This window comes from Modicisalibacter ilicicola DSM 19980, assembly GCF_900128925.1.
GTDB classification, from domain to species: Bacteria; Pseudomonadota; Gammaproteobacteria; order Pseudomonadales; family Halomonadaceae; genus Modicisalibacter; species Modicisalibacter ilicicola.
This window is the reverse complement of the sequence record NZ_FQUJ01000002.1, coordinates 293,478-319,091: the sequence shown is the minus strand read 5'-3', so window position 1 is coordinate 319,091 and position 25,614 is coordinate 293,478. Positions and strand designations below refer to the sequence as shown.

Genomic DNA, 25,614 nt, shown 5'->3' with positions numbered 1-25,614 from the left:
CATCCGCATGTCAAGCATCTTCGAGCAGGGCCTGCCCCGGACACCGGCCAACCACGTGGCGTTGTCGCCCCTGACCTTCATCGAACGTACCGCACAGATCTATCCGGACTATCCGGCAATAGTGTACGGCGAACTGCGCCGCGACTGGCTCACCACCTGGCAGCGCTGCCGTCGCCTGGCCTCGGCCCTCGAGGCTCGCGGTATCCGGCCGGGCGAGACCGTGGCCGCCATGCTGCCCAACGTGCCGGCGATGTTCGAGGCCCATTTCGGCGTGCCCCTGGCGGGCGCCGTGCTCAATACCCTGAACATTCGCCTGGACGCCGAGGCCATCGCCTACATGCTGGCTCACGGCGAGGCCAAGGCGGTCCTGGTCGATCCGGAGTTCGCTACGGTGATCGAGGCGGCGGTGGCCAGACTCGATCGCAAGCCGTTGATCATCGACGTGATGGATGCGCTGTTCGAGGGGGAGGCCCGACGAATCGGCGATATCGAGTACGAGGAGCTGCTGGCGGAGGGCGACCCGGATGCGCCGTATCGGCTGCCCGAGGACGAGTGGCAGGCCATCTCGCTGAACTACACCTCCGGTACCACCGGCAAGCCCAAGGGCGTGGTCTATCATCACCGCGGCGCGCACCTGAACGCGGTCAGCAACATCCTCGAGTGGGCCATGCCTCACCATCCGGTCTATCTTTGGACCCTGCCGATGTTTCACTGCAACGGCTGGTGCTTTCCCTGGACCATCGCGGCGGCAGCGGGGACCAGCGTCTGCCTGCGCAAGGTCGAGGCGCAGAAGGTCATGACACTGCTGGTCGACGAGCGGGTCACCCACTTCAGCGGGGCGCCGATCGTGCTGAACGGCCTGGTCAACCTGCCCGACCCGGACAAGCGTACCCTGGAACACCCGGTCAAGGTCACCGTGGCCGGCGCCGCACCCCCGGCCTCGGTGATCGCCGGCATCGAGACCCTGGGCATCGAGGTGACCCACGTCTACGGTTTGACCGAGGTCTACGGTCCGGTCACCGTATGCGCCTGGCGCGAGGCCTGGGACGAACTACCCTTGGAAGAACGGGCCAGGATCAAGGCGCGCCAGGGGGTGCGCGGCCACATGCTCGAGGCGCTGTGCGTGGTCGATGCCGAGACCCTCGAGCCGGTTCCCAGAGACGGTCGGACCATCGGCGAGATCCTGATGCGCGGCAACAACGTCATGAAAGGCTACCTGAAGGATGAGCAGGCGACCCAGGCGGCGCTCGCCGGCGGCTGGTACCATACCGGTGATCTCGCCGTGTGGCATCCGGACGGCTACATCGAGATCAAGGATCGCTTGAAGGACATCATCATCTCCGGCGGCGAGAACATCTCCACCATCGAGGTGGAAGACGCCATCTACACCCACCCGGCGGTGGAAGAGGCCGCCGTGGTGGCGCGGCCGGACGAGAAATGGGGCGAGACGCCCTGCGCCTTCGTCAAGCTCAAGCCGGGCCGTGAAGAGACCACCGCCGAGGAGATCATTGCCCATTGCCGGGAGCATCTGGCCCATTTCAAGGTGCCGCGTTACGTGATCTTCAGCGAGTTGCCCAAGACCTCCACCGGCAAGATCCAGAAATTCGTGCTGCGCGATGAAGCGCGCAAGCAGTGATACTTCCAGATCCAGAGGAGATGCATGGATGAGTCATTCCCGAATCGGTGTCGTCGGCGCCGGTACCATGGGGCAGGGAATCGCCCAGGTAGTGGCCACCAGTGGCCTCGAAGTTCGACTCTACGACGTGGCCGACGGTCAGCTCTCCCGGGCCCGGGAGCACATCGGCCAGGGGCTGGACAAGCTGGTGGCCAAGGAGCGTCTCTCGGGAGGCGAGCGCGACGAGGCCCTGGAGCGACTCGACACCACCTCGAAGTTCGAGGCCCTGGGCGACTGCGACATCATCATCGAGGCGGCCCCGGAGAGTGCGGAAATCAAGGAACGGTTGTTCCGTGACCTCGGTCAACTGAGCCGGGATGCCATTCTGGCTTCCAATACCTCCTCGCTGTCGTTGACCCGATTGGCCTCGGTCTGCGAGCGCCCCGAGCGGGTGGTGGGCATGCACTTCTTCAACCCGGTGCCGGTGCTCAAGCTGGTCGAGGTGATTCGTGCCGAGCAGACCAGCGACGAGACCGTCGGGAAGGTCGAGCAGCTTGCCGAGCAAATGGGCAAGACCGCGGTGCCCATTGCCGATTCGCCGGGCTTTGCCGTCAATCGCCTGCTGGTGCCGATGATCAACGAAGCCGCTTTCCTGGTGCAGGAGAATGCCGCGACGCCGGAAGCCATCGATCAGGCCATGAAGCTGGGCGCCGCTCATCCCATGGGCCCCCTGGCGCTGGCCGACCTGATTGGCCTGGACGTTTGCCTCTCCATCATGGAAGTGCTTCAGGAAGGCTTCGGCGATCCCAAGTACCGCCCGTGCCCCCTGCTCAGGCGCATGGTGGCTGCGGGTTACCTTGGCCGCAAGAGCGGTCGCGGTTTTCACGTCTATCAATAGGAAGAATCGTTATGAGCGACAAGCTTGTCCAAGTGACCGAAAATACGGGGGTGGTTCGCCTGACCCTGAATCGGCCCGAGGCGCTCAATGCGCTGAACTCCGCGCTGCTCAAGGAGCTCAACGAGGTGCTCATCGACCTCGAGGGCCGCAAGAACCTGCGCGCCGTGCTGATCACCGGCGCCGGCAAGAAGTCCTTCGTCGCCGGGGCCGACATCAGCGAGATGCGCGACAAGACCCCGGATGAAGCCCGCGCCTTCGCCGGTCAGGCGCTGGCCACGGTCAAGCGACTCGAACAGCTTCCGGTACCGGTGGTGGCGATGGTCAATGGCTACTGCCTGGGCGGCGGTTGCGAGCTGGCGCTCGCCTGCGATTGGGCCATTGCCAGCGACAACGCCATTTTTGGTCAGCCGGAAGTGAACCTGGGGGTGATCCCCGGTTTCGGTGGCACCCAGCGCCTGCCGCGCCGGGTCGGCCCGGCCATGGCCCTGGACCTGATCATCACCGGACGCAAGATCGATGCCGCCGAGGCCCTGCGCATCGGCCTGGTCAATCGTGTGGTACCGGTCGGCAAGCTAGAAGTCGCCGCCGCGGAACTCACCCAGCAGTTCGTCATGAATGGCCGCCAGGCCATCCGTGATGCCAAGCGCGCCATCCACGACGGCATGAAACAGGACCTGGACAGCGCCCTGGCGCTGGAAACCAGCCTGTTCGCCCAGGAATTCGCCAGCGAAGAGCAACGCGAAGGCATGGGCGCCTTCGTCGAGAAGCGCAAGCCGAACTTCTGAGGCGGGCGTTCCCCATCCGGGCAAGGCCGGCCTCCTCGCGAGAGGCTTTCGTGCAACGTAACGCTTGATGGATCGAGAATAATGACAAGACGCGCCTTGCCCCAGCACATAGGGTTCATCCCGGATGGCAATCGACGCTGGGCCGCCCATCGGGGGCTGCCCAAGGAGGAAGGGTATCGGTTCGGCATCGAGCCGGGACTTGCCCTGTTCGAGCTCTGCAAGAAACTGGGGATTCCCGAAGTCTCCGTGTACGGCTTCACCCAGGACAACACCAAGCGGGCCTCACCGCAGATTCAAGCGTTTCGCGCCGCCTGCGTGGAGTTCGCCCTGGAAATTGCCCGCCGCGGCGCGGCCCTGCTGGTGGTCGGCAAGTACGGCTCCTCCCAGTTGCCCGACGAGTTGCGGGCCTTCCAGACGCGCCAGGGAGAGGGCATCAAGGTGAACTTCCTGGCGAACTATCATTGGGAGTGGGACTTGGCCGGACTCGCCGAGGGCGAGATTCGTTCTCGGGAGGTGTCGCAATTGGATCTGATCGTGCGTTGGGGGGGCGGAAGGCGGCTGAGCGGCTTCCTGCCGGTGCAATCGGTGTATGCCGATTTCTATGTCGTCGACGACTACTGGCCGGACTTCAGACCGGAACATCTCGACCAGGCCCTGACCTGGTTCAAGCAACAGGATCGTACCCTGGGAGGCTAGGCCCGAGGGGATGGTATCTAGGCAAGCAAACCATAAAGACCCGCGCAGAACAGGATGCCGAACGCGATTCGACGATACAGACCCTCGTTCGCCTGACGAAACAGGCGAGACCCCACCCAGGCAGACAGCATGAAAACGGGCAGCAGCAGGCCAGTCTTGACCAGGGCGCCTTGGCCGATCTGCCCCTGGTAGAGCATGACCCCCAGCAGCGCGGCAAGAGTGATGGCGAAGTAACCGGTGAAGTTTGCCCGGTTGGTGGCCGCCGAGTCCCGGCTGGACAGCAGATACAGCATGACCGGCGGGTTGCCGAGGCTGGTCAGGGCCATCAGCACCCCCGACAGGCCCCCGACGCCAAGGGTTGCCGGCCAGGGCTTATGACCCGTGTAGCGCCATCCGGTCATGAGCACCAGGGCGAACAGCATGACCAGCAATGCCACGCCGCGTCCGATCGTCTCGGCGTCCAGTGACACCAGCAGATGATTGCCGATCGGCATCGTCAGGATGGCAGCGATTCCCATGGGCAGAATCACCCGCCAGTTGATGTGGCGATAAACGTCGCGGATCAGCTGCGCCGTGACGACGCTTTCCATCATGATGATGATGGCCACCGTTTCTATCGGGCCGAAGAGCCGAATGAAGAACGGCGCCATGAGCATCCCCGAGCCGACGCCGGCGAAGCCTCGCATCAGGCCGGCGGCGGCGGAAACCGCCAGGGCGATTGCGATATCACTGTCCATGAGAGTTCCGACGAGCCAGTAAGAGGCAAATTCCTGGTGTTAACATAACGTTTTTTGCTTGTAAGAAGCTGTAAAGCGGCTAGGCTGAAATTAACCGGGGTTATGTTTCCTACAGCCTGGCGGGGGCTGAGCATGGTCACCAACAATTTCGCCAGCAGCAGTCTCGACCTCAACGGCCTGGTGACGCTGAGTCAGCCCACGGCACTGGACTGGGGGCCGGACGGGCGACTCTACGTTACCGAGGTCAGCGGCAGCGTCAAGGTATTGACGGTGGACTTCGGCGATCCGACACCGGACGACGGCGATGCCACCAGCGTCTTCTACGTCACCGCCGCCGAGACCCTCGATCACGTCAAGACCATTCCCAACTTCAACGACGACGGTACCCCCGCCGCCGGGCTCGAACGCCAGGTCACCGGCATTACCGCGGTGCAGCAGTTCGACGGCGCCGGCAATGCACTGAGCATCGACGGCAAGCCGGCGGTGAGCGTCTACGTGACCTCCAGCGATAGCCGCATCGGCGCCGGGGGCGACGGCAGCGACATCGGCCTGGACACCAATTCCGGGATCATCACTCGCATCGACCAGACCGCCACCGGCTGGACGGCCATCGATCTGGTGCGTGGGCTGGCGCGCTCCGAGGAGAATCACTCCCTCAATGGCCTGGAAATCATCCAGAGTGTCGATGTCGGCGGTTTGCTGACCCGCGAGCGGATGATCGTGGCCAATGGGGGTAACACCAATTGCGGCGCACCTTCCAACAACTTCGCCGGCCAGCAGGAAACCGCCTACAGCGGAGCGATTCTCGAGGTCGATCTCGATCAGCTCAAGACGATGCCGGTGCAGGTCGACGGGAACTCGGGGCGCGCCTATATCTACGATATTCCCACCTTGAACGACCCGACCCGCGTCGGCAATCCCGACAGCAACGATCCGTTCGGGGGCAACGACGCCTTCAACGGCGGCAAGCTCGTGGCCAATGGACCGGTACGCCTCTATTCGCCGGGCTATCGTAACGCCTACGACGTCAAGGTGACCGAAGACGGCCGGGTCTGGACCTACGACAACGGCGCCAACAACAGCTGGGGCGGTCGGCCCATCGGCGAGCCGGGTGACGATGGAGGCAGCGTGGACAACCCGCTGCCGACCGGCTATATCGCCACCAACCTCAACAACGGCGATGGCAACAGCGGCGATACCATCAACCTGGAGAGCTGGAATCCGAAGAACTTCGACCATCTGCACGAGATCACCCGTTCCGACGATCTCGCCGGACGCTCGCTGTCCGCGGGGCAGGGGGGCGCGACGACCTACCAGTGGCAAGATCCGCAAACCAGCCAGCTCCTGACCCTGGTCTATGGCGGGCACCCCAATCCGACTCGGGCCAGCGGCGCCCGCTCGGGCATTCTCTATACCCCCAAGAATGGGGTGGAGGATGCCTTCCTGCTGGTCTCCGACGTCGAGGAGAGCGGCCCCGGCAGCAGCGACTTCGATGCGGTGACGGCATTCCTTGCCGACGTCGAGGCGGATTACGCCTCGGTCGGGCCGGGGGATTTGACCAGCCGGGTGATCGGGGTCACCCCGGGAGAGCTCTACTTCATCACCCAGGCCGGCGGGGCCTTTCCGGTGAGCGGCGGGTCGCCGTCGGGTGAGACCGTGCTCGGCCAATGCGGCTTGCCGGCGGATATCGACGATGTCGTGGCCGAGCTCGTGCCCGTCGAGGGCAATTATCTCGAAGGCGGCTACACCGATGGCGCGGTGGATGCCGGCAAGGGCTCCATCAATGGCCTGGCGGAATATACCTCGACCCTGCTCGACGATACCGGCAGCGGCGTGAAGATGTCCGGGGCACTGTTCGCCGCCAGTCTCAACCAGGGCACGCTGATCGTGATCGGTCGCGACGCCGACGGTATCGTGCAGACCACCCCCGGCACCAGCGGCCAGACCCTGGCGGCGGATCGCACCACCCTGTCTGCCGGCGGCGCCCCCCTGGGGTTGGCGGCCATCGGCGATGACATCAGCGCCTTCGGCGGTCAGACGGCGTTCCAGGGCTCGGTGTGGGCGGCGATCTTCAAGCAGAACGGGCCTTTCATCGAGATCTATCAGCCGAACAACGGTACGGTGCCCCTGGCCGGCAGCGAGGTGACGGACCCCACGGATCAGGACCTGGACGGCATCGACTACCTCCACGACCCCTTCGAGTTCAGCGCCGAGAACGGGTTCCCGATCGAGGCCGGCGGTCAGATTCTGCTGGAATTCGATCCCACCCAGAGCCCCTATCCGGGCACGATTCTCGATACCGGCCTGATGGGGGCGGCGCTGGACGGCGTCACCCCCAACCAGGACGCTCGAACCGCCGAGGAAGGCTTTGCCCCGGATCAGCAGCGCGATGGGCTCTATGATCTGGGCGGCAACGTGATCCCCGGCGGCAATGCGCCGATCTTCCAGATCAAGAAGGTGGCCGGCGGCACCGTGGTGGGCAGTGCCAACACCGCCCGGGACGCCATGCACGTGGGGGTACGACCGGGAGTCAGTGTGCAGACGCTGGTGGCGACCACACGGGTCAAGAACTGGATCCCCTCCGTGGTCGGCGGCCTCAAGACAGGGCAACTCACCGGGCTGATGTTCGGTGACGGCACCCAGTTCAACTTCCTGCGTCTGATGTTCGGCGCCGTGCCCGATGGCGGCTCGACGAGCGCCGGGTTCGAGGTGGGCGTCGAGATCGGAGACACCAACTACACGCCCCTGGCCCAGGTGGCGGTACCCGCCCTCGCCGACGTTGCCGTGACGACCCTGGACTTGCGCCTGGAAATCGACATCGCGGCGAGTTTCGCCGTCAAGGCCGCCTACAAGCTGAGCAACGCCGCCGACTTCGTCGAACTCGATCTGGGTGGCTATGGCCTGCCCAGCGGCGTCCTTCAGGACGTGCTGACCGGTGCGCATACCATCAGTGATGGCGCTACCACGCTGCCCTCCGGAGCGGCCTTCGGCTTCCTCGCCGAAACCACGCCGGCGGATGCGGCGATTGCGGACGGGCTCTCCGCCATCGACTTTCATTTCCTGGAAATCGAGGCCCTGGGCGATCCGAATGCCGTCGAAACCGTGGTCTACCGGGTCAATGCCGGGGGCGGCACCATCGCCGCCATCGATAGCGGTCCGGATTGGCTGGGCGATACCGATCCAGGCTTCCCTTATCTGTTCGGCAATACCGCCGATACCTTCAGCGGCAGTGCGACCAATCAGGAAAGTGAAATCGATCTGTCCCATCTCCCTGGCGCGCCGGTGCCCTGGCAGCTGTTCGCCAGCGAACGCTATGACGGCAGTGCGGCGGCGCCCAAGCTCGAATACGGCTTCCCCGTGACGGCGGGCAAGACCTATCGCGTCACGCTCTACTACACCGAGAACTGGGACGGCATCTTCGGTTACAGCGGCGATCGCCTCTTCGACGTGGAGGTCGAGGGCAGCGTGCCCACGGTGTTCGCCGGCATCAATCCGCTCCAGGAAGCCAGCGACCTGCTCGGCCCCGGGGCCAGTCAGGACGCGCTCTTGGGTGTCGCGCTGTCGCGCAGCCATACGCTGATTGCCGCCGATAGCACCCTGAACCTGGCCTTCAACCATATCGACGAGAACCCCAAGGTCAACGCCATCGAGATCGTCGAGATCGGACCGCCGCCGGACAGCGAGGCGCCGGTGGTCGAGTCGATCACGGTGGAAACGCCGACCGACAACGACAGCCCGATACACGCCACCGTGGTGGTGACGGACAATCTCGGCGTCGACCTGGCCTCCATCACCGGGGACGAGCTGATCTTCACCGGCATCGCTCCGGCCACGGCGTCCTTGGCATCGGGAGGCGGCGCCATCGTGACCAGCAATGGTGGCAAGAGCGTGGCCATCACCTACCAGTTGACGCCGCCGGCGGCGACCAACGCCTGGCCGAGTGGCACCTTTACCATCGGTGTCGCGGCCGACAGCTACCTGGACAACGCCGGCAACGGGGTAGCGGCATTCGAGGCGCCGTTCAGCCTCGCCGTGACGACCGGCGGGCTCTTCTCCCTGGACTTCGCGACCGACGGTACACCGCTGGTCGAGGGCGGTTTCGACGACACCCTGGGCGGGATCGTCGACGGCACGAAAGCCGCCACGGTGACCGGGGGCGCCCTGGTGATCGACACCTCGGACGGCGATATCTCGAAGGGCCAGAGTGCCAACGACTTCATCAAGCACGCGGATCTCAGCGACCCGGCATTGAGCACGATCCGCATCGCCACCCGCATTCCCAATCCCTTCCCGGCCGCCTTGACCGCCCAGGGGCTGACGGCAGGAACCGTTCCCAACTACGCCCAGCAGGGCATCCTCTTCGGCCTCGGTACCCAGGGCAAGAACGAGTTGGTCAAGCTGGTATTCGGCGGCAACAACGGCAACGCCGTGCAACTCTGGTCGAATCCAGACGGCGGCGGCATCGACACGATCTACCCACTCGATACGCTATTCTCCAGTGCGGGCCTGGGGCTGAACGACGTCGCGGCAGTGGAAATGGCCCTGGTGATCGACAAGGCGTCGGGCGTCGTCACGCCGGAGGTGACCCTGCTCGATGGCAGTGATGCCGTCATCGGTGGCCTGCGCGCCACCACGACACCGGGATTCGTCACCGCCAGCGCCGAGTCGTTGCCCGCAGCGGTACTGGCGAACCTGAACGACCCGGGGGCGGCAACCGCGATCGGGGTGACCGCCTGCGACTACAAGGCGATGGCCTCCTTCGAGGCGCGCTGGGAATACCTCGACGTCACCTCGGGCTGACCCGAGCGGTCGGCTGGCCAAGAACGTCATTCGGAGAGCTCGCGATGCGCAGCGCACTGCATCCCTACCATCCGATCATCTACGTGCGTGGATTCGCCGCCACCCAGGGTGAGATAGAAGACACGGTGGCCGATCCCTACATGGGCTTCAACATCGGCTCGACCAAGACGCGGGTCGCCTGGACCGGTGATGTGCGGCGCTTCTTCTTCGAGTCGCCGCTGGTGCGGTTGATGAGCGATCATGGCTACAAGGACGTCTTCGTGGAGGGCGACGACCTGGTGGCCGCCGAGCACCACGACCGGCCCGTTCCCTATCGCTGTATCGTCATCTATCGCTACTACGATGAAGCCTCGAACGATTTCGGCGATGGCGAGACGCCCCCCATCGAACATTTTGCCAAGGGACTCGGCAACCTGATCCTGCGTCTGCGGGACAAGGTCTGTGCGAACAAGGCCAACGACATCGACCCCGAGGCGTGCCGCGTGCACCTGGTAGCCCACTCCATGGGCGGGCTGGTGTGTCGCGCCTTCCTGCAGAATCCCAGGCTCGGTTCGGACGAGGCGCGCCGGGCGGTCGACAAGCTGTTCACCTACGCCACGCCCCACAACGGCATCGACATGCGTGTCGTGCGAAACGTGCCCGGCTGGCTCTCCTTCGGTGACATCAACAACTTCAATCGCGAGCGGATGGCGGAGTACCTCGATGTGCCCCGGGGCGACGATGTCTCGGTGGTGAAGGGGTTCCCGGCAGAGCGCATCTTCAACCTGGTGGGCACCAACCCGCGGGATTACACCGCGGCCGGCGGGTTGTCCTCCTGGGCCGTGGGGGAGGCCAGCGACGGGCTGGTGTGCATCAGGAACGCCACGACCCACGGGCCGGACAGCCAGGGCAAGGAGGTGACCTCGCCCCGGGCCTTCGTGCACCGCAGCCATTCCGGCCACTACGGTATCGTCAACTCGGAAGAAGGCTATCAGAACCTGACCCGCTTCCTGTTCGGCGAACTGCGGGTGGATGGCATGCTGGATATCGACGACATCACCCTGCCCCTGGAAGTGCAGAAGGCCAAGGAGGCGGGCAAGCCGATCCGCGCCTCCTACCAGTTCGAGGTCTCGGCCAGTGTGCGCGGCTGCCAGTGGCAGATGACGCGACGCGAGGTTCGCGAGAATTCGGCAATCTTTCGCACCTTCGCGGATCTGTTTCCGGGACGGGCAGGCTCCGGTGTCACCACCGGACATTCGCGGCGCCCGCATCTTTTTTCCGTGTTTCTCGACTGGGACAAGAGTCTCAAGCGGCGATCCTCCAAATCGGTGAGCTTTGCCGTCGACCTCAAGGTGCTGGTGCCCGACTACGAGGTGGATGGGGTCATGTTCCTGAAGCGACACTTCGAAGGGGGGTTCATCCTGCGTCGACTGATCCTGATCGAGGTGTTTCCAGACGCGAACTCCCAGGCGGGGTGTCGCATCAAGTATGGCTTCCAGGAGATGAACCCGGGAAAACCGGGCATATTGGCCCAGACCCGCGGCATCGAGGGCGAGGCCCGGGGCCTGGCCTTCGACATTCCCATCGAGCAGACGGCCCGCCCCGGCCTGCATGGGCGCCTGTGCATCGAGGCCCGCCCCTGGAGTTGAGAACCGTCAGTCCGAGGAGAGAACATGCCCAGCGTCTCGTTGACCCAACCCCTGCGCCGCGAATACGAACGGCTCTTCGAAGACTGTGTCATTCGCCCGGCGCGCAGGCAGGCCGTCGATCGGCTGATCGAGGGCATGCAGGAAAATCGTTCGCGTTACCAGCAGGTCGGCGAGGCGCAAGGGGTACCCTGGGGGTTCCTGGCGGTGATCCACAACATGGAAGCGAGCGCCGACTTCTCGCGGCATCTGCACAACGGCGACCCGCTGGATGCTCGCACCGTGCAGGTGCCCGCGGGCCGGCCGCGCAGCGGGTCGCCGCCCTTCCGCTGGGAGGAGAGTGCCCAGGACGCGCTGGCCATGAAGCGCCTGGGCACCAGGACCGACTGGAGTCTCGCCGGCACCCTCTACCAGCTCGAGCGCTACAACGGCTGGGGCTATCGCCTCTACCACCCCGAGGTGCTGTCGCCCTACCTGTGGAGCTTCTCGACCCATTACACCAGCGGCAAGTACGTGGCGGACGGCACCTGGTCGGACTCGGCGGTTTCGCGGCAATGCGGCGCGGCGGTGCTGCTGAGGCGCATGGCGGAAAATGGCCTCGTTGCCTTTGCCGATCGGCCTCCGCCGGCCGAGGAGGACTCGCCCCTGGTGCCAAGGTATGCCAGGCAACGACCGCACGACAAACACCTGGAAGCTCGGGTGAAGGAGTTGCAGCGCTGGCTCAACACCTACCCGGGCATCTTCCTCAAGGTGGACGGCGTGCCCGGCGGGCGCACTTCTGCGGCCTATACTCGGGTCACCGGCGCGTATCTGCCCGACGCGCCACGGGGTTAGGGAAACACTGAATAAATGTCTGCGCACTCCAATCACTGCGTTGCGCGGTGCTCGCAATCCTCACATATCCCCCATATGCTGCGGTTCCTGCGCTCCGTGCGCCTTGTGCTTGAGAGCGCTCGCCGTTTTATTCAGCGCTTCCTTAGCGAGCCGGATCAACTAGCCCGGCGAGCGAGGCATTGCGCCGAAACCAGCCGGCGATGCTGGCGCGGGGGTGGCGGGTCGGCAGCACCGCATGGGGCACGCGGTCGGAAAGGAAGCAGACGAAGGTGCCGGCTTCGGGCAGCACCCGGGCCAGTTCGCGATCCGCGTCGTCGCTGGCGTAGATGGCCATTTCGCCCCCGCCGTCCGCCGGCCAGTCGGGATTGAGATAGAGCACCGTGGAGACGATTCGGTTGGCACGACCCTGGAAGCTGTCGAGATGCGTCTTGTAGAAGGCTCCCGGCGGGTAGTGGGCGAAGTGGGCCTCGAACTCGAACAGGCCGAGATAGAGCGCCCGATTGATCTGCTGTTGCAGGGTCTCCATCACTGCCAGGTAGCGGCGCTGGGCCTGGCTTTCCCGGTCCAGCCAGTGAATGGCATCGCCGCGAACGTCGCGCCGCAATCGATACCGTGCGCCGCGACCGATGCCGGCCTCGGTCAGCGCCTGGTTGGCCGAGAGCGTCCACAACTCATCCCGCAATGCCTGGCAGAGTTCCGCGTCGATGAAGCGCTCGCCCACGAACCAACCCTTCTCGACGAGAGCGTCGACGAGACGGGTCAGGGCATCCTCATTCAGTGCCGGTGGCGTGGCGGGGCGGTGGTGCGGCATGTCAGGCATCCGAAGAGTCGTCGAACACGGGCTGACGGGCTTCGGGGCGATAATGCAGGCGGCTGTCGTCCGGTGCACGATCGAGGCTGATGGGACGCTCGAAACCGACGGCCAGCAGCTCCACCAGCATCATCGAGGAGAGTCCCCATATCACATGCTCGCCAGCCTGATAGCTGGGCACGTAGAGGGGGCGTCCGTTCACGGTGATCACGTCGGTGTGGCTGCGCTGGTCGTCGAGAAACACCGTGAGAGGCACCTCGAAGATGCTGTCCAGCTCGCCGAGTTCGGGGCGAAGCGGCAGGTCCGCGGGGATCAGTCCGACGAAGGGCGTCACCCGGATGCCGTGCAGCGAGATCAGATCGCCCAGCCGGCCGAGCAGGCGCACCCGCCGTGGGGGCAGGGCGATCTCCTCCTGGGCCTCGCGCAGGGCGGTGGTCAGCAGGTCGGGGTCGTCGGGCTCCCGCTTGCCCCCGGGGAACGCCACCTGACCGCCATGCTGCTTCAGGTGCGCGGCGCGCCGGGTGAACAGCAGCGTCGGTTCGGGGCGGGCCACGATGGGGATCAGGACGGCAGCCTGGGGCAGGGACAAACCCAGTCGACGTGGCGCGTGCGCTTGCAGGCGCTCGTGGAGTTTCTCTAACATGGAGCTTCCATCGGGTTTCATTACTTGTACCCAGCCCTCCGGACAGCGTCAAGCATGCGCATGAGGTATTCATGAACTTCTGCAGTCACTGCGGGCAAGGTGTCCGTTTCGCCATTCCCGAAGGCGATGATCGACCGCGCTATCTGTGCGACGCCTGCGGTGCCATTCACTACCAGAATCCGCGCATCGTTGCCGGGACGTTGCCGATCCGCGATGGTTGCGTGCTGCTGTGTCGGCGGGCCATCGCCCCGCGCAAGGGCTACTGGACGCTACCGGCGGGTTACATGGAGAACGCCGAGACCACCCTCGAGGCCGCGGAGCGCGAGACCCTGGAAGAGGCCTGTGCAGAGGTTAGGATTCACGATCTCTATACTCTGATCAATCTGCCCCACATCAATCAGGTCTACATGATCTTTCGCGCCGATCTGATCGGCGATTTCGCTCCGGGCCCCGAGAGCCTGGAGGTGGCGATGTTCGCCGAGGATGAGATTCCCTGGGACGAACTGGCCTTTCCCACCATCGAGCGTACCCTGCATCACTACTTCGGCGATCGCCACGAGGCGATCTTTCCGTTGCATATCAGCGATATCGGTCGCGACGATCGCGAGCGCTACTTCGGCAGTGCCTGAAACGGGGCGACGGATTCACCGAGTGGCGCTTAAAAGCTGTGCTGTATTTGTACAAGTAGACTATATTGTACAAGAGCTGCACAACGCAGCGCAGCGCGGATGAACCCTTCATCGCGCAATGTCGAGGTTTCGACTCTCGAGGAGAACCGAAAATGAATGCTCATGTGCGTGTGGCAACCCGGTGGCTTGGTGCAGGTTTGGCAGGATTGATGCTCTCCGGCGCGACAATGGCCGATAACCATGGTGGCGGTCAGAAGGATATCGTCGATACGGCGGTGGAGGCGGGGCAATTCGAGACGCTGGTCGCGGCGGTCAAGGCGGCCGAACTCGTCGAGACACTCAAGGGTGAAGGGCCTTTCACCGTGTTTGCACCCACCGACGAGGCCTTCGCCGCACTACCGGAAGGCACGGTGGATGAACTTCTCAAGCCCGAGAACAAGGAGCAGCTTCAGTCGATACTCACCTATCATGTGGTATCTGGAAAGATCATGGCGGCGGATGCCATGCAGGCCGCCTCCGCGACGACCGTCCAGGGCCAGGATCTGAATATCTCCACGGAAGGCGATTCGGTGATGATAAACGACGCCACGGTGGTCCAGGCGGATATCGAAGCGAGTAACGGGGTCATCCATGTCATCGACGGCGTGCTGATGCCCGAATAGTCCGTCATCCCGGTTTCATTGCCGTTGTCTTGCCGCCTCCTTCGGGAGGCGGTTCTCATGAAATGACTAGACGTCTTCCAGCTTCCACACCTCATAGGCGGGTTCTTCATAGGGATGGGCAGCCTTGAGCCTGGCGACCGCCTCGTGGATCAGGGTGTCGCTGCACACCAGTTCCACCTTGAGTTCCTCCACATGCTCCAGTTCGCCAACGTTGCCGATATGCGGGTCGGCCCCCTCGAGTGGCCGAAATTGCCCGGTGCCCCGGGTCTGGAAGCAGCAGGCTTCATAATCGCCGATGCGCCCGGCGCCACTGGCGAAGACCGCTTCCTTGACGGCTTCGGCAGCATCGAGGGGGACGAAGAAGGCCAGTTTGTACATGAGAGTGACTCCAGTCGTTTATGGCACCCTGCGAGAGGGAATTGCGATCGTTTCCGATGGCTGATTGGCCTGCGCGGCTTCAGCGATGATGGCATAATGGCCGCCGATATTTCAGGCAAACCATCGACGACGACTCACTTTCGCAATGAACGGGATACGACTCCGAAAGAACAGGATACTTAGATGCTCAAGTGGCTCGCTATCGTGCTGATCGGCCTGTTCGCCTTGCTGCAGTACAGCCTGTGGTTCGGCGAGGGCGGCCTGCGGGAATTGGCGCACATTCGCGCCCGGGCCGATGCGCTGGCGGCCGAGAACGCGGCATCCCGAGCCAATAACCAGCGTCTCGCCGCCGAGGTCGTCGATCTCAAGAACGGGCTCGATGCCATCGAGGAGCGGGCGCGCAGCGACATCGGCATGGTGCGCGAGGACGAGCAGTTCTTCTGGGTGCCGGATGTGGACGTCCCGGAAGCGTCGTCGGGAGGTGCCCGGTGATTCCCGAAGCGCTGTGGCTGATCGTGCCCGCGGCAGGGCAGGGCCGGCGCATGGGGGGCGATCGCCCCAAGCAGTATCTGTCCCTGGCGGGGCGGCCTGTTCTCGTCCATACCCTGGAGCGCCTGCATCGTGCCTATCCGCGGGCGTCACTGCGACTGTGCCTGGCGCCCGACGATCCCTGGTTCGATCCGGCCTGGGTGCCGTTCGAGCGCTGGCAGCGTATTGCTGGTGGCAGCGAGCGTGCCGACTCGGTGCTCAATGCCCTCGAGGAGCTGGCCAACCGGGCCGCTGCCGATGATTGGGTGCTGGTGCACGACGTGGCGCGTCCCTGCGTGCACCCCGACGATCTGCAGCGCCTTCTCGAGGTGCTTGCCGAGGAACCGGTCGGGGGGCTTCTGGCGATGCCGGTGGCGGACACCATGAAGCGTGCCGATGCGCGGGGCCGGGTAACGGCCACCGAGTCTCGCGAGGGGCTATGGCATGCACTGACGCCCCAGGCCTTCCGCTATGGCTTGCTGCGCGATGCCCTGCATGGTGCTCGCGAGCGCGGGGTCCGGGTGACCGACGAGGCGTCGGCGATCGAGGCCCTGGGACTGGCGCCGCGCCTGGTGCCGGCACGGCGTGACAATCTCAAGATCACTCACCCCGAGGACCTGTCCCTGGCGGCGCGCATCTTCGCGGTCCAGGCCGAGGAGGGCAAGGTCCCGGGGGCGGAGACAATACCATGATACGTATCGGCCACGGGTTCGACGTGCATGCCTTTGGTGAGGGCGATCACCTGATGATCGGCGGGGTGCGCATTCCCTACGAGCGGGGGTTCATCGCCCACTCCGATGGCGATGTGCTGCTGCATGCGGTATGCGACGCATTGCTGGGGGCCTGCGCCCTGGGCGATATCGGCCGGCATTTTCCCGATACCGACCCGCATTGGGCCGGTGCCGACAGCCGCGTCCTGCTGCGCCATGTGTCGGGCCTGATCGGCGATGCCGGCTATCGGCTGGGCAACCTGGATGCCACCATCATCGCCCAGGCGCCCAGGCTGGCGCCGCATGTCGGTGCCATGAACGCGACCCTGGCCGCGGATCTCGAGGCATCTCTTGACACCGTGAACGTGAAGGCAACCACCAGCGAGCGACTGGGGTTCACCGGCCGTGGCGAAGGCATCGCGGCCCAAGCCGTCGTCGTGCTCCTCGCGCAGGATCGAGACGCCGGGACCAGGGGGAGGGCCAGTGGACAAGGCGATTGATGCTCCCTGGCCGCCCCGCTGGCCGTGTGCCCATGGCGGGCCGCTGGCGGCCGGCGAATACCGGGCGACGCCGGAGGAGTTCGTCGTCGAGGAGCGTCTCGACTTCGCCCCGGAAGGCCATGGCGAGCATCTCTGGCTGTGGATCGAGAAGCGCGACCTGACCACCCTGGAGCTGGCCCGCCGATTGGCCAGGGTGTGTGGCGTGACCCACCGGGAAGTGGGGTTCTCGGGAATGAAGGATCGCGTGGCGGTGACACGTCAGTGGCTGTCGGTGCATCTTCCCGGCCGCGAGGCCCCGGAGGACATCGTCGCGCGTCTGGGCGACACGCCGGTGCGGCTGCTCGAGCGGCATCGTCACCCGCGCAAGCTCAAGCGCGGGGTGCACCGGGCCAATCGTTTCGTGCTTCGCTTGAGAGGCGCGATCGTCGATCATTCCGACTTCGACCAGCGCTGGCAGATACTCTGCGAGCGCGGCGTACCCAACTATTTCGGACCACAGCGCTTCGGCCCGGACGGGCGCAACCTGCTGCGCGCACGTGACATGCTGGCGCGTGGCTGGCGCAAGCGCGACGATCGGGAAGGCATGATGCTCTCCGCCGCGCGCAGCTATCTGTTCAACGAGCTGCTGGCCATGCGCCTCGCCGCCGGGGACTGGGCGACGCCGCTGGAGGGCGATGTCCTGATGCTGGAGGGCAGTGCCAGCCAGTTCGTCGCGGATCAGCGCGACGAGACGCTCGTCGAGCGTGCCGGGCGACTCGATCTGCACCCCACCGGGGTACTGTGGGGCACGGGGCGCTCCCTGGCCCGGGGGGAAGCCGCGCGTTACGAGCAGCGTCTCGAGGACGAGCAGGCGGCCTTGTGCGAAGGGCTCGAACGAGCCGGGGTGCGTCTGGCACGGCGTGCGTTGCGGGTGGTGCTGGGCGTGCCGGCATTAACCCGAGACGAACAGGGGCTGACACTGCGGTTCGAACTGCCGCGGGGTGCCTTTGCCACCGCGGTGCTGCGTGAGCTGATCGCACACCCGACATTGAATTGAATTCGACGAAAACCATTGCGGCGGCAGGTGGCCGCGGCAAGCGAAGGAGGAGCGATGCGCAAGCTGTTGCTGTCCAATGACGACGGGGTGCATGCCCCGGGGCTACGCGCCCTTTACGAGGCGCTGGATGCTCACGCGCGGCTACGGGTGGTCGCCCCGGACCGCGACAAGAGCGGCGCCAGCAACTCGCTGACCCTGTCCCGGCCTCTCGCCCTGACGGCGCTGGATAACGGGTTCTACAGCGTCGACGGCACGCCGGCGGACTGCGTCTACCTGGGGGTGAACGGTGTCTGGGACGAGAAGCCCGACCTGGTGATCTCGGGAATCAATCACGGCAGCAACCTGGGCGATGACGTGCTCTATTCGGGTACCGTCGCCGCCGCCATGGAGGGCCGCAATCTGGGCATGCCGGCCATTGCCATGTCCCTGGTCGGGTCGCGTCACTTCGACACGGCGGGCCGAGTCGCCGCGAGTCTGGTGGGCGCGGCGGATTCATTGTCGTTGCCGCCGCGTAGCCTGCTCAACGTCAACGTGCCGGACGTACCCTGGGACGAGCTTCAGGGATTTCGCGTCACCCGCATGGGCTATCGAGGGCCGGCGACTCAGCCCCTGGAGGTCCGCGACCCCCGCGGTCGCATGCGTTACTGGATCGCCGCCGCCGGCGAGAATGCCGACGACGGCCCGGACACCGACTTCGCCGCCATCGACGCCGGCTATGTGTCGATCACGCCGCTACACACCGACCTGACCCGGCATACGGCGCTGGAAGACGTGCAAGGATGGCTGGATGCGTTGCGGACCCGGTGAGCTCAGCGGCATTGGCATGACCTCGCAGCGTACCCGGGATCGCATGGTGATGCGCCTGGCCGATGCCGGCATCCGGGATCAGCGAGTGAGGGATGTCATGGCTCGGGAACCGCGCCACCTGTTCCTCGACGAAGCCTTGTCCCATCGTGCCTACGAGGATACCTCGCTGCCCATCGGGCACGGCCAGACCCTGTCGCAGCCGTGGATGGTGGCACGCATGAGCGAGCTGGTGCTGGCGGAACAGCCGGCGAGCGTGCTGGAGATCGGCACCGGGTCCGGCTACCAGACATTGATTCTCTCGCGGCTGGTCGACAAGGTCTGGTCGCTGGAACGCATACGGGCCCATCACGCTCGTGCGCGGACCCGGCTGGCGAGGCTGGGGGCCTATAACGTGCGTCTGCGCCTGACGGACGGCGCCCATGGCTGGCCCGAAGCCGCGCCCTTCGATGTGATCCTGCTGACTGCCTGCGCCAGTGAACTTCCTGCGGCGCTCCTGGCTCAATTGAGTGACACGGGTACCTTGATCACGCCGCTGGAGGACAGCGACGGCACACAGTGGCTGACCCGGGTGCAGCGTCGCGGTAACGGCTACGAGCATCAGCGGCTCGAACAGGTACGCTTCGTACCGCTTCTGGAAGGAGTCATACGTTGAAACGAGCCCTCGCGCTGTTTCTCAGAGGGGCCGGGATGGGCGCCGCCGACGCCGTGCCCGGTGTCTCCGGGGGGACCATCGCCTTCGTCACCGGCATCTACGAAGAGCTGATCCACACCATCCGCCGCTTCGGCCCCGAGGCCTTCGGCGCCTGGCGCCGTCATGGCCTGGCCGGATTGATCGAACATCTCAACCTGGCGTTTCTGCTGCCCCTGGTGGCGGGCATCCTGGCCAGCCTGGTCAGCGTGGCCCATCTGGTCACCTACCTGCTGGAGACCCAGCCGATATTGCTCAATGCCTTCTTCTTCGGGCTGGTGGCGGCCTCCGCGCTGGTGGTCAGGCGCGAGGTCCCGGGCTGGCGATGGTGGTATCTGGTCCCCCTGGTTGTCGGACTGCTGCTGGCCAAGGTATTGCCGGGGCTGATGCCGATGATGGCCGGCTTCGGCGATCTGATCCTGATCGCCGGCGGTGCCATCGCCATCAGTGCCATGCTGCTGCCGGGGGTCTCGGGCAGCTTTCTGCTGCTGACCATGGGGCTTTACGGCACGGTCATGGAAGGCATCAAGAGTGTCGATGTCGGTCTGATCCTGCAGTTCGGCCTGGGCTGCGCCATTGGCCTGTTCTTCTTTTCGCGCCTGCTCTCCTGGCTGTTTCGCCACTGTCACGCCGCCACGCTCCAGTTGCTGATCGGTTTCATCATCGGTTCACTGCCGCTGCTCTGGCCCTGGCGCGAGATGGTCAGTTATCGTCTCGGGCCGGATCAGCAGATGATCCCCCTGGACTATCGCTATCTGCTGCCCAGCGATTACGCTCGGCTCACGGGTGATTCCGCCCAGTTGCTGCCGGTGCTCGTACTGATGGCCGCGGGGCTGCTGCTGGTACTCGCCGTGGGCGAACGACATTCGTTATCTCCTGAAGAGGATTGATCCCCTATGCGCAAGGCTCTCCTTGTAACCGCACTGGCGCTCGGTGCTGCCGGCTGTGCCGCTCCCAGCAGCAGCCCCGGCCCCGACGTTCGTGATCTTTCCATGGCACGTGACTCCCGGGGCAACGGGAGCGTGACCGTCGAGGAAGGCGACACCCTCTACGGGATCGCCTGGCGGCAGAACATGGATTTCCGGACATTGGCCCAGATCAACGACATCAGCCCGCCTTACCGACTGCAACCTGGCCAGACGCTGCGTCTGAGTCAAGACGGCCGGGCATCAGCGGCGCAGGCCGGCAATGCCGGTGGCCAGGACGACATGACGGCGGGTGCCGCCGGGGCTGCCGGGGTGTCCGGCACCCAGGCCCCGGATTGGCTGGCGCCGGATACCGAGGCCATCGAGCGCAATCGGCGTCTGACCAGCCGCCCACTGGAATCCTCGCCGGCTGCGTCTTCCTCCTCGACCCCTTCGGCTTCCCCGTCTTCCACCCGGCCGAACGATCAGGCGATGGCTGCCGCCGGCCAGGCGGGAGGGGCGAGCGGTCAGGGGCCGATCTACAACTACGACAGCCCCGGGGCCGATGGGCAACTGAGTGCCCAGGATCGTGCCGAACGCGAAGAGCTCGCGCGCCAGCGGGCGGCAGCAGAACAGGCGGAGGCGCAACGCGCATCGCAAGGCCCACCGCAGGCCCCTGGCGCAAGCAATACTCAAGCGTCCGCTTCGCAGCAGAGCGATCAGGCGACCAATCAGCAGCGCACCCAAGCGTCCGCTTCGCAGCAGAGCAATCAGGCGGCCAGTCAGCAGCGCACCCAAGCGTCCGCTTCGCAGCAGAGCGATCAGGCGGCCAGTCAGAACCGCAATACCGCAGCGACCAACACGTCTCCTCAGGGTAATACGGGCAGCAGTGCTGCCGACGCCGGCACGGCGGTCGCCGGCGGGGCGGATGCGCCGTCGGCGCAGCAGCGCAGCTACACGCCCGTCGAAGAGGTGCCCTGGCAATGGCCTGCCGAGGGGCAGCTGGTGGGGCGTTTCGGCGACGGCTCAAGTATCACCGCCGGCATTGATATCGCCGGACAAAAGGGGCAACCTGTCAAGGCAGCGGGCCCCGGAATCGTGGTCTACGCAGGCGACGGCGTGAGGGGCTACGGCAACCTGATTCTTCTCAAGCACAACGACAGCTATCTGAGCGCTTACGCACATAATGATAGCCTCAGGGTTCGAGAAAACGACGTTGTCGACGCCGGCGAGGTAATCGCCACCATGGGTGATACCGATGCCGAGAGCGTCAAGCTGCATTTCGAGGTGCGCCAGGATGGCCAGCCTCGAGACCCCCTCGAGTTTTTGCCGCAACGCTAGAGGGGAGGTCTCATCGCAGGAAAAGGACGGTTGCCGGGCCCCGAAGTTCGGCAATCGCACCAGGACGGGTCATAAGAACAACAGAGCCGGTCAATGACTGCTTTTCCACGCAGACAACGGGGTAGCGACATGAGCATGCTTGAAAGGAATCTTCAGGAAGTCGATCTCAATGATGTCGATGACGAAGTCGAGGTCATCGTCGATGAAGTGGATGCCAAGGAAGAGGCTGCGTTCGAAAAGGCGCTGAGCCGCGAGGAAAACAACTACCATCAGAGTCTTGATGCTACTCAGATCTATCTCAACGAAATTGGTTTTTCCCCCCTGCTGACCCCCGAGGAGGAGGTTCATTTCGGGCGCCTGGCCCAGAGCGGTGACCCGGCTGGGCGGCAACGCATGATCGAATCCAACCTGCGCCTGGTGGTCAAGATCGCCAGACGCTATCTCAACCGCGGGCTGTCGTTGCTCGATCTCATCGAGGAAGGCAATCTCGGCCTGATCCGCGCCGTGGAGAAATTCGACCCGGAACGCGGCTTTCGTTTTTCGACCTACGCCACCTGGTGGATTCGCCAGACCATCGAGCGGGCCCTGATGAATCAGACCCGTACCATCCGTCTGCCCATCCATGTGGTCAAGGAACTCAACATCTACCTGCGCGCCGCCCGGGAACTGACCCAGAAGCTCGATCACGAGGCGACGGCCGAGGAGATCGCCGAGTTCCTCGACAAGCCGGTGGGCACGGTCAAGAAGATGCTCGGGCTCAACGAGCGGATCTCCTCGGTGGACTATCCGCTGGGTGGCGAGAGCGACAAGCCATTGATCGAGACGCTGGCCGACGAGAACGAGAGCGGTCCGGAATCGTCCCTGGTCAGTGTCGATGTCAAGCAGCACGTGGATGCCTGGTTGGTCGAACTGACCGACAAGCAGATGGAGGTCGTGGTACGCCGCTTCGGTCTGCATGGCCATGAGGCCTCGACCCTGGAAGAAGTGGGTGAGGAGATCGGGCTGACCCGGGAGCGGGTGCGCCAGATTCAGGTCGAGGCGCTCAAGAAGCTGCGTCGGGTGCTGGAAAAACAGAACCTTTCCCTGGAAGCCATCTTCGAGTAGCGGGCAAGGCGACAAGCGAGCAGTCGACGAACGCGAGCCCCGGCTCGCGTTCGTCGTTATGGTCCCGGACCTTTCTCGAGTCGCTCGAGAGTGCGCTGGCGCATTGCCTGACAAGCAAACATGCGTCATCGTATGTAAAATTGTGCGCGCTTCGAAGCGCACGTCGAAAAAAGGATAACGTCGATGCCGTCACAAGGTTCTTCCTCGCGCCCTCGGCCCGTACCCGGTGCATGGGATCGCAAGCTGCTACCACTGCTGGTGGCGGCAGCGCTGGCCGCCCCGGTCCAGGCAGCCGATCTTTTGACCATTACCCGGGATGCCCTCGACAACAGTGCCGAGCTGGCCTCGTCACGCTCGGTCTTCGCCAGCGTCGAGGAAGGACGCAACGTGCAGCGGGGCGATCTGCTGCCGCAGGTCGGTGCCACGGCCAGCCTTGCCCACAATCGCACCTACGAGCAAAGCACCTTTGCGGGGGACATCGGCACCGAGAGTTCGGTTCAGAGCACCAGCGGGGGAGGGTCGACCTCCGCAGGGGTCGGCGAGGACAACTACAACACGACCAGCGTGGGGTTGGAGGCCACCCAGGCCCTCTTCGATGCCACCAACTGGTTCGAGCTGCAGCGTGCCGAGGAGGAGATCGACCAACAGGCCTTCTCCCTGGAAGCCACCCGGCAGCAACTGCTGTTCGATGTTTCCGAGGCCTATTTCGAGATACTGCGCGCTTACGACGTGCTGGAGGCTCGTATCGCCCAGGAGCGTGCCATCGGGCGCCAGCTCGAGCAGGCCCGCGAGCAGTTCGAGGTAGGGCTGATCGCCATCACCGACGTGCAGGAGGCCAGAGCCGCCGCGGATCTGGCCCGGGCCGAGCGCATCGCCGCCCAGAGCGATCTCCAGGTCAGTTTCGAGGCGCTGGAAAGGCTGACCGGCAAGCGCTACGAGAGCATCGAGGGTCTCGCCGACGAGCTTCCCATCGAGTCGCCCATACCCAGCTCGCGCAGTGCCTGGGTCTCCCTGGCCATGGAGAACAACCCGACCCTGCTGGCCACCCAGGCGGCCATCGACGTGGCGAACCGCGACGTGGACATCGCCCAGTCGGGCCATCTGCCCACCCTCGACGCCTTCGCTCGCTACGATTATTCCGATGTCGATTATCTGGATGGCAACAACTCTGCGAGCCAGGTCGGGCTGACGGCCAACTGGCCTCTCTTCACCGGCGGCAGGACCAGTGCCCAGGTCGATCAGGCAACCTATCTCCTCGAGTCCAGCCAGTACGACTTCGAATCCCAGCGTCGTGAAACCGTGCGCCAGGTGCGCTCGCTGCTGACCCAGGTCAAGAACGACGTGGCCGCCGTCGAGGCGCGCCGGCAGGCCATCGTCTCCAATCGCAGCGCCCTGGAGGCGACCCGTTCCGGCTACGAGGTGGGCACGCGCAACATCGTCGACGTGCTCGACGCCGAGCAGAGCCTCTACAATGCCTTGGCAGATTACGCCGAGGCGAGATACACCTACGTCATCGACATCCTGGCATTGCGTCGCGAGTCGGGCATCCTGGATGTTCGGGACATCCGTGCTCTCAATGAGTGGCTCAGGGAGGAGAGCGAAGTGCATCTCGAGCTTCCCGAAGACGAGAACTACGATGCCGTCATGGACATCGGCGAGCCGCCGACACCGCCCCAGTCCCGATAGACCTGCCGTCAGGAGCCATGTTTCATGGGTCGTCCCCTCATCGCCGAGATCGATCTCGACGCCCTTCGCCACAACTACTGCCTGGCCCGCGAGCTTGCTCCCCACAGTCAGGCGCTGGCGGTCCTCAAGGCCGACGCCTATGGCCACGGCGCCCTCGCCTGCGCCCGGGCGTTGGATGACCTGGCGCCGGCCTTTGCCGTGGCCTGCATCGAGGAGGCCCAGGCGCTGCGCGACGGCGGCATCGACAAGCCGATCGTGCTGCTGGAGGGCATCTTCCACGGCGACGAACTCCCGCGCGTCGAGTCGCTGGGGCTATGGATGGCGGTGCACAGCGAATGGCAGGTCGATGCCCTGCTGGACTACCGGCCTCGGCATCCGATCCCGGTGTGGGTCAAGGTCGACTCGGGGATGCATCGCCTGGGGTTTTCCCCGGAGCGCCTGCCCGAGATATGGCAGCGCCTGGCCGGCGCACCAGGGTACGCTTGCGATCTGCATCTGATGAGCCATTTCGCCACCGCGGATGCCCTCGAGACGCGCTACTTCCGCCGCCAGCTGGCCTTGCTGAACGAACTGGCGACACGCCTGGACGCGCCCACCTGCCTGGCCAACTCGCCGGCGACCCTGGCCTGGCCCCAAGCCCATGGTGCCTGGAACCGTCCCGGTGTGATGCTCTACGGCAGTGATCCCCTGGAAGGGGCCAACGACGCCAGTCGCGCACTCAGGCCGGTGATGACCTTGCACTCCGAGATCATCGCCGTGCAGGAGCTCGATGCCGGCGAACCGGTAGGCTACGGCGGGCGATGGATCGCGCCGCGCCCTTCGCGTATCGGTGTCGTCGCGGCAGGCTATGGCGACGGTTACGATCGCCACGCCGTCGACGGCACGCCGGTCCTGGTCGACGGCCGGCGCACGGTGCTCGCCGGCAAGGTCTCCATGGACATGCTGACCGTCGATATCACCGACCTTCCCGAGGCGGCTATCGGCAGTCGCGTCACGCTGTGGGGGCGGGACCCGGGTGGGGAGGTGCTGTCGGTGGACGAGGTGGCCCGTCATTGCGACACCATCAGCTACACGCTGCTGACCGGCATACTGCCGCGAGTACCGCGTCGTTACCACGGTAGTATGAGCTGATACCTGACGACTCCCGCGGTGCCGGCTACAATGGTCGGCTTCCGGACAGGCTTCGAGGACAAGTG

The 25,614-nt window shown here is 64.9% G+C and carries 24 protein-coding genes; 20 read left to right on the top strand and 4 right to left on the bottom strand.

Annotated features, from left to right (window positions below; all coding sequences use genetic code 11):
• Nucleotides 1–7 precede the first annotated feature (7 nt).
• The 4 genes from BUA41_RS01530 (at nt 8) to BUA41_RS01515 (ending at nt 3,994) form a co-directional block, all read left to right on the top strand.
• A complete protein-coding gene (locus tag BUA41_RS01530; protein ID WP_072819004.1) occupies nt 8–1,636 on the top strand; it encodes an acyl-CoA synthetase in 1,629 nt (542 codons plus the stop codon).
• Nucleotides 1,637–1,664: 28 nt separating this feature from the next.
• Complete coding sequence (locus tag BUA41_RS01525; RefSeq protein WP_072819001.1) at nt 1,665–2,513, top strand: 3-hydroxyacyl-CoA dehydrogenase family protein; 849 nt, start codon at nt 1,665–1,667, stop codon at nt 2,511–2,513.
• An 11-nt stretch (nt 2,514–2,524) separates the two neighbouring features.
• The gene (locus tag BUA41_RS01520) at nt 2,525–3,298 is read left to right on the top strand and encodes an enoyl-CoA hydratase/isomerase family protein (RefSeq protein ID WP_072818999.1); all 774 of its coding nucleotides are present in this window, start codon (nt 2,525–2,527) and stop codon (nt 3,296–3,298) included.
• Nucleotides 3,299–3,379: 81 nt separating this feature from the next.
• Entirely contained in the window at nt 3,380–3,994 is a 615-nt protein-coding gene (locus tag BUA41_RS01515; protein ID WP_072818997.1) for an undecaprenyl diphosphate synthase family protein, read from the top strand.
• 17 nt (nt 3,995–4,011) lie between these two features.
• Here BUA41_RS01515 and BUA41_RS01510 read toward each other — a convergent pair whose 3' ends face one another.
• Nucleotides 4,012–4,731, bottom strand: coding sequence for a sulfite exporter TauE/SafE family protein (locus BUA41_RS01510; RefSeq protein WP_072818994.1), 720 nt, complete (start codon nt 4,729–4,731; stop codon nt 4,012–4,014).
• A gap of 132 nt (nt 4,732–4,863) precedes the next feature.
• Here BUA41_RS01510 and BUA41_RS01505 point away from each other — a divergent pair, with 132 nt between their 5' ends.
• From BUA41_RS01505 to BUA41_RS01495, 3 genes are read left to right on the top strand one after another with little or no spacing between them, the layout of a single operon-like run.
• A complete protein-coding gene (locus tag BUA41_RS01505) occupies nt 4,864–9,531 on the top strand; it encodes a malectin domain-containing carbohydrate-binding protein (protein ID WP_072818992.1) in 4,668 nt (1,555 codons plus the stop codon).
• A 44-nt stretch (nt 9,532–9,575) separates the two neighbouring features.
• Complete coding sequence (locus tag BUA41_RS01500; protein WP_072818989.1) at nt 9,576–11,159, top strand: esterase/lipase family protein; 1,584 nt, start codon at nt 9,576–9,578, stop codon at nt 11,157–11,159.
• A 24-nt stretch (nt 11,160–11,183) separates the two neighbouring features.
• Nucleotides 11,184–11,990 (top strand): hypothetical protein, encoded by an 807-nt coding sequence (locus tag BUA41_RS01495; protein WP_072818987.1) that lies wholly within the window; start codon nt 11,184–11,186, stop codon nt 11,988–11,990.
• A 142-nt stretch (nt 11,991–12,132) separates the two neighbouring features.
• Here the strand turns inward: BUA41_RS01495 and BUA41_RS01490 are convergent, their stop codons facing one another.
• Nucleotides 12,133–12,801 (bottom strand): 2OG-Fe(II) oxygenase, encoded by a 669-nt coding sequence (locus BUA41_RS01490; protein ID WP_072819431.1) that lies wholly within the window; start codon nt 12,799–12,801, stop codon nt 12,133–12,135.
• Between the two features lies 1 nt (nt 12,802).
• On the bottom strand, nt 12,803–13,444 hold the full coding sequence (locus BUA41_RS01485) for a CoA pyrophosphatase (RefSeq protein ID WP_072818985.1): 642 nt from the start codon (nt 13,442–13,444) through the stop codon (nt 12,803–12,805).
• A gap of 71 nt (nt 13,445–13,515) precedes the next feature.
• Here BUA41_RS01485 and BUA41_RS01480 point away from each other — a divergent pair, with 71 nt between their 5' ends.
• Nucleotides 13,516–14,073 carry an NUDIX hydrolase gene (locus BUA41_RS01480; protein WP_072818983.1) on the top strand — a complete coding sequence of 186 codons (558 nt, stop codon included), beginning with the start codon at nt 13,516–13,518 and terminating at the stop codon, nt 14,071–14,073.
• A gap of 227 nt (nt 14,074–14,300) precedes the next feature.
• Nucleotides 14,301–14,735, top strand: a complete 435-nt coding sequence (locus BUA41_RS01475; RefSeq protein ID WP_245791824.1) for a fasciclin domain-containing protein — start codon at nt 14,301–14,303, stop codon at nt 14,733–14,735.
• A gap of 66 nt (nt 14,736–14,801) precedes the next feature.
• On the opposite strand, the gene BUA41_RS01470 is transcribed toward BUA41_RS01475, so the two are convergent.
• A complete protein-coding gene (locus tag BUA41_RS01470; RefSeq protein ID WP_072818979.1) occupies nt 14,802–15,113 on the bottom strand; it encodes a YqfO family protein in 312 nt (103 codons plus the stop codon).
• A 183-nt stretch (nt 15,114–15,296) separates the two neighbouring features.
• Here BUA41_RS01470 and BUA41_RS01465 point away from each other — a divergent pair, with 183 nt between their 5' ends.
• The 11 genes from BUA41_RS01465 (at nt 15,297) to alr (ending at nt 25,549) form a co-directional block, all read left to right on the top strand.
• Nucleotides 15,297–15,605 carry a septum formation initiator family protein gene (locus tag BUA41_RS01465; RefSeq protein WP_072818977.1) on the top strand — a complete coding sequence of 103 codons (309 nt, stop codon included), beginning with the start codon at nt 15,297–15,299 and terminating at the stop codon, nt 15,603–15,605.
• Nucleotides 15,605–16,333 (top strand): 2-C-methyl-D-erythritol 4-phosphate cytidylyltransferase, encoded by a 729-nt coding sequence (ispD, locus tag BUA41_RS01460; RefSeq protein ID WP_072819428.1) that lies wholly within the window; start codon nt 15,605–15,607, stop codon nt 16,331–16,333. Before BUA41_RS01465 ends, ispD begins: the two co-directional genes overlap by 1 nt.
• A complete protein-coding gene (gene ispF, locus BUA41_RS01455; RefSeq protein WP_175546913.1) occupies nt 16,330–16,851 on the top strand; it encodes a 2-C-methyl-D-erythritol 2,4-cyclodiphosphate synthase in 522 nt (173 codons plus the stop codon). Before ispD ends, ispF begins: the two co-directional genes overlap by 4 nt.
• Nucleotides 16,835–17,887 (top strand): tRNA pseudouridine(13) synthase TruD, encoded by a 1,053-nt coding sequence (gene truD / locus BUA41_RS01450; RefSeq protein ID WP_371829234.1) that lies wholly within the window; start codon nt 16,835–16,837, stop codon nt 17,885–17,887. The genes ispF and truD overlap by 17 nt, the downstream gene beginning before the upstream one ends.
• Before the next feature lie 54 nt (nt 17,888–17,941).
• The gene (gene surE, locus BUA41_RS01445; protein WP_072818974.1) at nt 17,942–18,694 is read left to right on the top strand and encodes a 5'/3'-nucleotidase SurE; all 753 of its coding nucleotides are present in this window, start codon (nt 17,942–17,944) and stop codon (nt 18,692–18,694) included.
• Nucleotides 18,675–19,346 carry a protein-L-isoaspartate(D-aspartate) O-methyltransferase gene (locus tag BUA41_RS01440; RefSeq protein ID WP_072818971.1) on the top strand — a complete coding sequence of 224 codons (672 nt, stop codon included), beginning with the start codon at nt 18,675–18,677 and terminating at the stop codon, nt 19,344–19,346. The genes surE and BUA41_RS01440 overlap by 20 nt, the downstream gene beginning before the upstream one ends.
• Nucleotides 19,343–20,272, top strand: a complete 930-nt coding sequence (locus tag BUA41_RS01435; RefSeq protein ID WP_072818969.1) for a DUF368 domain-containing protein — start codon at nt 19,343–19,345, stop codon at nt 20,270–20,272. Before BUA41_RS01440 ends, BUA41_RS01435 begins: the two co-directional genes overlap by 4 nt.
• A gap of 6 nt (nt 20,273–20,278) precedes the next feature.
• The gene (locus BUA41_RS01430) at nt 20,279–21,628 is read left to right on the top strand and encodes a peptidoglycan DD-metalloendopeptidase family protein (protein WP_072818966.1); all 1,350 of its coding nucleotides are present in this window, start codon (nt 20,279–20,281) and stop codon (nt 21,626–21,628) included.
• A gap of 129 nt (nt 21,629–21,757) precedes the next feature.
• Nucleotides 21,758–22,732: an RNA polymerase sigma factor RpoS gene (gene rpoS / locus BUA41_RS01425; RefSeq protein ID WP_072818964.1), complete on the top strand. Its 975-nt coding sequence runs from the start codon at nt 21,758–21,760 to the stop codon at nt 22,730–22,732.
• Between the two features lie 183 nt (nt 22,733–22,915).
• Nucleotides 22,916–24,418, top strand: a complete 1,503-nt coding sequence (locus BUA41_RS01420) for a TolC family outer membrane protein (protein ID WP_072818962.1) — start codon at nt 22,916–22,918, stop codon at nt 24,416–24,418.
• A gap of 24 nt (nt 24,419–24,442) precedes the next feature.
• Nucleotides 24,443–25,549 carry an alanine racemase gene (gene alr / locus BUA41_RS01415; protein WP_072818960.1) on the top strand — a complete coding sequence of 369 codons (1,107 nt, stop codon included), beginning with the start codon at nt 24,443–24,445 and terminating at the stop codon, nt 25,547–25,549.
• The last annotated feature ends 65 nt before the right edge of the window (nt 25,550–25,614 follow it).